Origin of the sequence: Sulfurimonas sp., from assembly GCF_014859695.1 — a bacterium.
In the GTDB taxonomy this organism is placed as follows: Bacteria; Campylobacterota; Campylobacteria; order Campylobacterales; family Sulfurimonadaceae; genus Sulfurimonas.
This window is the reverse complement of record NZ_JACUTS010000182.1, coordinates 1-1,251: the sequence shown is the minus strand read 5'-3', so window position 1 is coordinate 1,251 and position 1,251 is coordinate 1. Positions and strand designations below refer to the sequence as shown.

Below are 1,251 nucleotides of genomic sequence, written 5' to 3'. Positions count from 1 at the left end.
CATCGTACTCATCCCAAAGCCCGCCGCTGTCCCTAAATGTACTTATGCCCGACTCGGCACTTATCCCCGCACCGCTTAAAATCAAAACTTTTGCCATCTTCTTTCCTCCATCAGAATTTAATTTTTAACGCCTTCACTTTGATAGAGAATATTTGATTAGGTGTCATTTCATCCATGCTTCAATCTCTGTAAAATCTCCAAAGCTTCCATCTCAAACTTAGAAAAAGCGAACCATTTTTTGCCAAGATCTTTAAGACTCACTCCTATGTGATAAATCTCAGTATTGTCGATAATTAAAAACCTATCGTGAGCTTTTTTGAACTCATCTAGTTCTATATTTTGATACTGGGAGTTGTATTTTTGAAAGTCCAAACGCAGCTGTTTTGAAATGCTCTGAGTATAGATTTTTATTTTTAAATTTTGGTATTTGCTAAAGAGTGTAAAAACCGTATCGTCTATGTAGTTATCGATAAGAACCACTTCATTTTTTGCACTTTTTAACAAATCGTTCACAAAAACATAGGCATCATATATCTGTCCATCAAAAAGTATTCCTTGTTTTTGTTTTAGCGCTGTGCCCTCAAGTGAGTTTGAAAGGTTTGATACTTTTGACTTTAAAAGCACCACCTCATTTTCAAGCTCTTTAAATCTTTGGTTTGTTATTTTTTCGGAGTTTATTACATACCCATCAGTAATGTAATTTTTGAGCACTTTTGTCGCCCATTGTCTAAACCGTACCCCTTTTTGCGATTTTACCCGATAGCCCACCGAAATAATGACATCCAAACTATAGTATTCAACATTGTATGTTTTGCCATCATGAGCAGTTGTCGCAAAATTTGCGACAACTGAAAACTTTTCAAGTTCCCCATCACTAAATACATTGCCGATATGCTTCCCTATGGTTTTTACATCTCTACCGAATAGCTCTGAAATTTGATGTCTATTGAGCCATACCGTATCATTTTTAACAGACACATCAAGCTCAAGCTCACCGTCATTATAAATAATCAAATCTGATTTATTTAGCTTATCCATCTACTTTGTTCCTTTTATTCCCGTTCTCATAAAAACTTAAGACATGTAGAAATAGTTTTTTTATAGTCTCTTCATTAATAACTGACTGACCTTACGCACCTTTTAATTTCTGCAATTCTGAATAAGTGATTTGGTTAGCCTTCAGTAACAATTTTGCCCTTAGTGCGAAGTGGTTGAGATTATGTTTAATTTTCAAACATTCCAGTTTAAAAA

Annotated in this window: 2 protein-coding genes and 1 pseudogene; all 3 read right to left on the bottom strand. The window is 34.7% G+C overall.

All coding sequences use genetic code 11. The annotated features are described in order from the left end of the window. A partial coding sequence (locus IBX42_RS12540) for a Sir2 family NAD-dependent protein deacetylase (RefSeq protein ID WP_294933102.1) occupies window positions 1-97 on the bottom strand: 97 nt, incomplete at its 3' end. A 71-nt stretch (window positions 98-168) separates the two neighbouring features. Beyond that, window positions 169-1,038 carry a RhuM family protein gene (gene rhuM / locus IBX42_RS12535; RefSeq protein WP_294933261.1) on the bottom strand — a complete coding sequence of 290 codons (870 nt, stop codon included), beginning with the start codon at window positions 1,036-1,038 and terminating at the stop codon, window positions 169-171. A gap of 91 nt (window positions 1,039-1,129) precedes the next feature. Continuing rightward, window positions 1,130-1,251: pseudogene (locus IBX42_RS12530) on the bottom strand (IS701 family transposase); the annotation flags it as partial.